The sequence below is a fragment of the Streptomyces sp. BV286 genome (assembly GCF_019090165.1).
In the GTDB taxonomy this organism is placed as follows: Bacteria; Actinomycetota; Actinomycetes; order Streptomycetales; family Streptomycetaceae; genus Streptomyces.
On sequence record NZ_JAHRIB010000131.1, the window covers coordinates 44,901 to 51,426 of the forward strand.

Consider the following 6,526-nt stretch of genomic DNA (forward strand, 5'->3'; position numbering starts at 1 on the left):
GAGGGGGACCATGCAGCACTTGGGTACGGGAATCGGGTGGCGGCCGGAGATCGCCGACGCCGTGGAGCGCATGCCCGGCATCGACTGGGTCGAGGCGGTCGCCGAGAACCTCTGCCCGGGGCATCTCCCCGAATCGCTGGTGCGGCTGCGTGAGCGCGGCATCACCGTGGTTCCGCACGGGGTGTCACTGGGGCTCGGCGGCGCGGACCGGCCGGACCAGTCGAAGCTCGCCGACCTGGCGGCCCGCGCCGAGGCCCTCGGTTCCCCGCTGGTCACCGAGCACATCGCGTTCGTCCGGGCGGGCGGGGCGCTCACCGCCTCGCCCCTCCTGGAGGCCGGGCACCTGCTGCCCGTCCCCCGCACCCGGGACGCCCTCGACGTCCTGTGCGAGAACATCCGGATCGCCCAGGACGCGCTGCCCGTACCGCTCGCGGTGGAGAACATCGCGGCGCTGATCTCCTGGCCCGGCGAGGAGATGACCGAGGGCCAGTTCCTGTACGACCTGGTCGACCGGACCGGTGTCCGGCTGCTCATCGACGTGGCCAACCTCCACACCAACCACGTCAACCGCGGTGAGGACCCCGCCGCGGCCCTCGACGAACTGCCCGTCGAGGCCATCGCGTACGTCCACGTCGCCGGCGGCTTCCAGCGCGACGGTGTCTGGCACGACAGCCACGCGCACGCGGTGCCTGCGGCGGTCCTCGACGTCCTCGCCGACCTGGCCTCCCGGGTCCGCCCGCCGGGCGTGCTCCTGGAGCGTGACGAGAACTTCCCCGAGCCGGCCGAGCTGGAGCGCGAGCTGACGGCGATACGGGAGACGGTGGAGAAGGGGGCCGTGGCCGTGGATGCCGCGCCCGCGAGGTCCGGCAGCGACAAAGAGGCCCTCCCGAAGGAGGAGCCGCCCACCGACCCGGCCCGCCAGCGCCTCGCCCTGGCGCAGGCCGCCCTGCTGTCCGCGCTCGTCGCGGGGACGCCGGTGCCCGAGGGGTTCGACCGGCCCCGGCTGGCCGTGCAGGCCCGGGCGCTGGCGGGCAAGCGGGCGGAGGTCGTGGCCAAGGTCGCCCCGGAGCTGCCGGAGATCCTGGCGGGCGGCTACCGGACGGCGTTCCTGGCGTACGCGCACGGCCACCCGATGACCGACGGCTACCGGCGGGACGCCCTGGACTTCGCCGAGCACCTGCTGTTCGCCGGACACGTCGAGGACGGGGACGTGCGCCGGAAGCTGAGCGACTGGTGGCTGGAGCGGTCGGGCTCCGCCCCGCTGTCGCAGCGCCCGGCGGCCCGGCTGGCGCGCGCCACGCGACGGGTCCTGCTGAGGCGTTGAGAACCGGTCGACGGGGTGCGTAGGGGCGTTCGTCACGCGTGATGTCGCTCACCCGGGGCGACAGGGATGCCGGTTCCGTACAGGCACACGGGGTTCGTGCCTGCTCAGCGGCATTCCGCGCGGGCCGGGCCGCGCGGGCGCGCACCCAGCCGGTCTTCGGAACCGCCCGTGCACACATGACGCGGGCAAGACCCCGAAGGTCACCGGACGGCTCCCCGCGGACCCTTCCCCACCAGCGAAAACACCGCTTCCGCCGCCCGGTCCTGGCGTGTACTCGTTTCGTCCGAACCCGTACCGCAGTTGGCGTACTCCACGAAGTAATATGCCAACCCCCATCCAGAAGCGCACTAACGTGCGGTGCCGCAACAGGAGGCACCATGCGATCCATCAACCGCCGCGGGCTGTTCAGCGGCACCGGGCTCATCGTCGCCGGTCTGACGGCGACCCTCGTGGCGCTGGTCTTCCCGATCTGGTCGTACGCGGACCGGTCGGGCACGGGCGTGGACACGCTGAACGCCGAGACCGTGTCGACGGGATACGGCCCGCTGTCCGCGCTGGACCGCGACTTCGTCACGAAGGTCCGGCTCGCGGGCCTGTGGGAGCTGCCCGCCGGCCAGCAGGCGGAGGAGCGCGGCACCACCCGCGCCGTGAAGACGGCAGGCGAACACCTCGTGGAGGGACACACGTTCCTGGACGAGCGCGTACGTGCCGTGGCCGCGCGGCTCGGCCTCGAACTGCCCAACCAGCCCACCGAGCAGCAGCAGGCGTGGCTCGACACGCTGAGCGCGGCGCGGGGCGGGGAGTACGACACGCAGTTCGCGAACATCCTCCGCAGCGCGCACGGCAAGGTGTTCGGCCTGGTCGCCCAGGTGCGCGCGAACACCCGCAACTCGCTTGTCCGTGAACTGGCCGACGACGCGAACACCACGGTGCTGGACCACATCACGGTCCTGGAGGCCACCGGTCTCGTCGACTTCGAGGCCCTGGCCCGTGACGCGGCCGCCGCGAGCGTGCCCCCGCTCACCAGTTCCCCCGCGCCGCCCGGGCCACAGGCCTCACCCAGTCCGCCCGTCCCGGCCTCGCCCTCCCCCTCGCCGACCTACTCCCTGCCGCCGGCCGCGACCGGCCGCCCGGCGAAGCCGAAGGACGAGACGCAGGACAAGACGGAGGGCAAGGCAGAGGACAAAGCACAGGAGAAGGCGCAGGAGAAGGCGGAGGACAGCGACAAGAAGCCCTAGCAACCGGAGGGCACCGAAACGAAACGTCACACAGCGAGGACGCTTCGTCCAAAATGTGAACAAGCCATGGCGCGGCCGGGCCCTCGTCGCATAGAAATCCCGCATGCTCTGGGTCCTCCTCCTTCTCCTGGCCTGGGTCGCGGCCGGTACGACCTGTACGCGCCTGTGCCTGGCCTCCGTCCGCGCCGCCGCCGCGGACGACCCGCACGCCTCCCACGAGCGCGCTCTGACGCTCTACGAGGCGGCGTTCCTGTCGGGCGGGCCCGCGCGGGTCGCCGACCTGACGCTCGTGTCGATGGCCCGCCAGCGCCGGCTACTGCTCGCCCACACCGGCTGGGCGACCGTGGTGGACCCGCGCGGCCGGGACGAGATGGAGCGCTCGGTGCTGGGTGCGATAGGCCCCGACGGGCAGTCACGGATAGCGCCGGTCCGTACCAGCGCGGCCGCCGCGGAGTCCGTACGCGTCCTCGCCGACCGTCTCGTCGCCGCGGGCCTCGCCGTGCCGGACGGCACGCGCACCACCGTCGCGGACGCCGTGCGCCAGGTCCGGTCGGCCGCGGCGGCCGTACTGGTGCTGGGCTCGATCGCGCTGCTGATGCCCGTTCAGGCCCAGGAGGAGCGGGCGCTGGTGGCCGTCTGGTTCACGCTCCCCCTGATCCTCACCCTGAGCTGCCTCGCCATCGCCCGGATCGAGGTCCACCCCTACACCCGCTGGGCGTCCCCGGCCGGACAGCACCTGCTGAGCTCCCTGACCCGCCGCGCGGACACCGGCAGTGACGACCGTACGTACCTCACCACCGTGGCCGTACGCGGAATCCGCGCGGTCGGCGAACCGGAGCTGCGGGCGGCCTTCGGGCACCGCGAGCCGCACGCCTGAGGGCGCTCCGGGCGCGCGTGGGGCGCGCATCGGGGTGCTTGGGCCGACATCCACGGGCCGGTGCTTTACTTCGCCAAGTACCGAACGAACCATCCCTTTTGTTGCTGCCGTGCACTGAAGGGAAAGCGATGAGAGCTGCCGTCCTCTACGGAACAGCCGGGTCCCTGGTCCTGACCGCTGTCGTCGCCGCGCCCGCCGGAAGCGCCCAGACGCCGTCCGGCTGGGCCGAACGGCGCGGCACGGCGGTCGCCGCCGAGCGTGCCGCAGACGACGGCATCCGCTTCGGGACGTGCTCGAAGGACCAGGACGGCCCGGCCAGCCTGAAGTGCGGCACGGTGAGCGTCCCGCTCGACTACGCGCACCCCGACGGCAAGCAGATCAAGCTGACCGTCAGCCGGGTGAGGGCCACCGGCAAGGACGGGAAGAAGTCCGTGCCGCGGCAGGGTGCGCTCGTCTTCAACCCGGGCGGCCCCGGCGCGTCCGGCATGTATTTCCCGCTGATCGGCATGATGCCGCAGTGGAAGCGCATCGCGGCGGCGTACGACCTCGTCGGGTACGCCCCGCGCGGGGTGGGCCGCTCGGCGCCGCTGTCCTGCCAGGACCCGAAACAGCTCCTGAAGGGCCCTTCTCAGTCACCGACGCACCCCTCGGAGTCGTACAAGAAGGAGCGGGTCGCACGGGCGAAGGCGTACGCGCGTGGCTGCGTCGAGCGGTCGGGCCGCGGGATCAGGCACTTCTCCTCGATCAACAACGCCCGTGACCTGGACGTCCTGCGTGCCGCCCTGGGCGAGCGGAGGCTGACCTTCATGGGGGCGTCCTACGGCACGTACTTCGGAGCCCTGTACGCGGAGCTGTTCCCCTCGCACGTGCGCCGGATGGTCCTCGACTCGGCCGTCGACCCGGACCCGGAGAAGGTCTGGTACCGCAACAACCTCGACCAGTCGGTCGCCTTCGAGGGCCGCTGGGCCGACTTCCGCGCCTGGATCGCCAAGCACGACAAGGTGTACGGGCTGGGCCGCACGCCCGAGGAGGTGCTGCGCAGCTACGAGCGGGCGCGGGCACGGCTCGCGGCGGCGCCCGCGGGCGGCACGGTCGGGCCGGGGCAGCTCCAGGGCGCGTTCCTGCAGGCCGGGTACTACGACGACTACTGGCCGCAGCGCGCGCTGGCGCTCTCCGCGTATCTGAAGGGCGACCCGAAGCCGCTGGTCCGGCTGGCCGGTCCGCATCCGGACGCGCTGGAGGAGCAGGAGAACGGCAAGGCCGTCTACACGGCCGTCGAGTGCAACGACGCGCCCTGGCCGCGCGCGTGGCACACCTGGGACCGGGACAACACGCGTCTCGCGCGCGTGGCGCCCTTCGAGACCTGGAGCAATGTCTGGATGAACCTGCCCTGCGCCTACTGGCCGCTGCCGCGCTCGCGGCCGCTCGACGTGCGGACGGCCCCCGGGGAGCTGCCGCCGACGCTGATCCTGGCCGCCGAGCGGGACGCGGCGACGCCGTACGCCGGTGCGCTGGAGATGCACCGGCGGTTGTCCGGTTCGGCGCTCGTCACCGAGCGGGCGGCGGGCTCGCACGGGATCGGCGGCGGGGACAACGCGTGCGTCAACGCCCACCTGGACGCGTATCTGCTGGAGGGAAGGCATCCGGTGCGGCGCGCGGTGTGCGCGCCGCACAAGGAGCCGGTCCCGGCGGCCCGTTAGAGGAGCGGAACCGCACGACGGGCCCTCGCGGAGCTCGTCAGGCGAGGCCCTCGACCAGCTCGGCCACGGACTTGCGGCGCCCGGTGTAGAAGGGAACCTCCTCACGGACGTGCATCCGGGCCTCGGAGGCACGCAGGTGCCGCATGAGGTCCACGATGCGGTACAGCTCGTCCGCCTCGAAGGCGAGGAGCCACTCGTAGTCGCCGAGGGAGAACGAGGCGACCGTGTTGGCGCGCACGTCCGGGTAGCCGCGGGCCATCTTGCCGTGGTCGGCGAGCATCCGGCGACGGTCCTCGTCCGGCAGCAGGTACCAGTCGTAGGAGCGGACGAACGGGTACACGCTGATGTAGTTCCGCGGCGTCTCGTCGGCGAGGAACGCCGGGATGTGCGAGCGGTTGAACTCCGCCGGCCGGTGCAGCGCCATGTTCGACCAGACCGGCTCCAGGGCGCGGCCCAGCTTCGTCCGGCGGAAGAGGTTGTACGCCTCCTGGAGCTGGTCGGCGGTCTCGGCGTGCCACCAGACCATGACGTCGGCGTCGGCGCGCAGCCCCGAGACGTCGTACGTGCCACGGATGGTGACGTCCTTGGCGGCGAGCTGGTCGAACAGCTCCTGCACCTCGTCCGCGTAGCCGGCGCGCGCGGCGCCGTCGGGAAGCACGTCCCGAAGCCTGAACACGGACCAGAGGGTGTAACGGATGACCTCGTTGAGGTCCTTGGCCTTCTTGCCGGCGTTCGGAGTCCTGGCCTGGCCGGTGGTGGGGGCGTCGTCGCTCATGGGGCTATTCTCCCGCTCCGCCGTGGAGGCTCTGCACCGGGTGCGCGATCAGGGCGTCCGTGAGTCCCGCGCGGCCGCCGGTCAGCCTGTCCACGGCGGCGTGGGCGCTCGCGACGCACGCCGGGATACCGACGCCGTCGTAGGCCGCTCCGCAGACGGCGAGGCCCGGCAGCCCGGCGACGTGCTCGCGGATGCGGGCCACGCGCGCGTGGTGCCCGACCGGGTACTGGGGCAGTCCGTCGGCCCAGCGCGTCACCCGGGTCTCCAGGGGCTTCGCGGCCAGGCCGGTGGCCTCGCGCAGGTCGTGCCGTGACACGTCGACGAGGTCCCGGTCCTCGCGGCCGAGGATCTCCGTCTCGCCGTACCGCCCGACGGACGTCCGCAGGACCACCACGTCCGGGTTCCCGTCGGCGATCCAGCCCCACTTCTGGGAGGCGAACGTCGACGCCTTGATGGTGCGCCCGTCGACCGGCGGCACCAGGAATCCGCTCCCTTCGGGAAGGGAGACGTCACCGCGGCGGTAGGCGAGGGTGATCAGCGCCATGGACGCGTACTCGACCGTCGCGAGCTCGGCCGCGGCGGCCGGGGCCTCGGCGCCGAGCAGCGCGGCCG

6 protein-coding genes are annotated in these 6,526 nt (G+C 72.7%); 4 read left to right on the forward strand and 2 right to left on the reverse strand.

Going from position 1 to position 6,526, the window contains the following annotated elements; translation table 11 throughout:
• Positions 1–10 precede the first annotated feature (10 nt).
• The 4 genes from KUF83_RS18370 (at position 11) to KUF83_RS18385 (ending at position 5,139) form a co-directional block, all read left to right on the forward strand.
• The gene (locus KUF83_RS18370) at positions 11–1,324 is read left to right on the forward strand and encodes a DUF692 domain-containing protein (RefSeq protein WP_217455804.1); all 1,314 of its coding nucleotides are present in this window, start codon (positions 11–13) and stop codon (positions 1,322–1,324) included.
• A gap of 377 nt (positions 1,325–1,701) precedes the next feature.
• Entirely contained in the window at positions 1,702–2,562 is an 861-nt protein-coding gene (locus KUF83_RS18375) for a DUF4142 domain-containing protein (RefSeq protein ID WP_217455805.1), read from the forward strand.
• Between the two features lie 103 nt (positions 2,563–2,665).
• On the forward strand, positions 2,666–3,439 hold the full coding sequence (locus KUF83_RS18380) for a TIGR04222 domain-containing membrane protein (RefSeq protein WP_217455806.1): 774 nt from the start codon (positions 2,666–2,668) through the stop codon (positions 3,437–3,439).
• 128 nt (positions 3,440–3,567) lie between these two features.
• Entirely contained in the window at positions 3,568–5,139 is a 1,572-nt protein-coding gene (locus KUF83_RS18385; RefSeq protein ID WP_217455807.1) for an alpha/beta hydrolase, read from the forward strand.
• A gap of 37 nt (positions 5,140–5,176) precedes the next feature.
• Here KUF83_RS18385 and hemQ read toward each other — a convergent pair whose 3' ends face one another.
• Together hemQ and KUF83_RS18395 are read right to left on the reverse strand one after the other, a co-directional pair.
• Complete coding sequence (gene hemQ / locus KUF83_RS18390; protein ID WP_217455808.1) at positions 5,177–5,914, reverse strand: hydrogen peroxide-dependent heme synthase; 738 nt, start codon at positions 5,912–5,914, stop codon at positions 5,177–5,179.
• 4 nt (positions 5,915–5,918) lie between these two features.
• Positions 5,919–6,526: NAD(P)/FAD-dependent oxidoreductase (locus KUF83_RS18395; RefSeq protein ID WP_217455809.1), on the reverse strand; the 608-nt coding region annotated here is incomplete at its 5' end.

Coding starts and splice junctions, on each gene's coding strand:
- KUF83_RS18380 (WP_217455806.1), top strand. CDS start 2,666: ATGCTCTGGGTCCTCCTCCTTCTCCTGGCCTGGGTCGCGGCCGGTACG.
- KUF83_RS18370 (WP_217455804.1), top strand. CDS start 11: ATGCAGCACTTGGGTACGGGAATCGGGTGGCGGCCGGAGATCGCCGAC.
- KUF83_RS18375 (WP_217455805.1), top strand. CDS start 1,702: ATGCGATCCATCAACCGCCGCGGGCTGTTCAGCGGCACCGGGCTCATC.
- KUF83_RS18385 (WP_217455807.1), top strand. CDS start 3,568: ATGAGAGCTGCCGTCCTCTACGGAACAGCCGGGTCCCTGGTCCTGACC.
- hemQ (WP_217455808.1), bottom strand. CDS start 5,914: ATGAGCGACGACGCCCCCACCACCGGCCAGGCCAGGACTCCGAACGCC.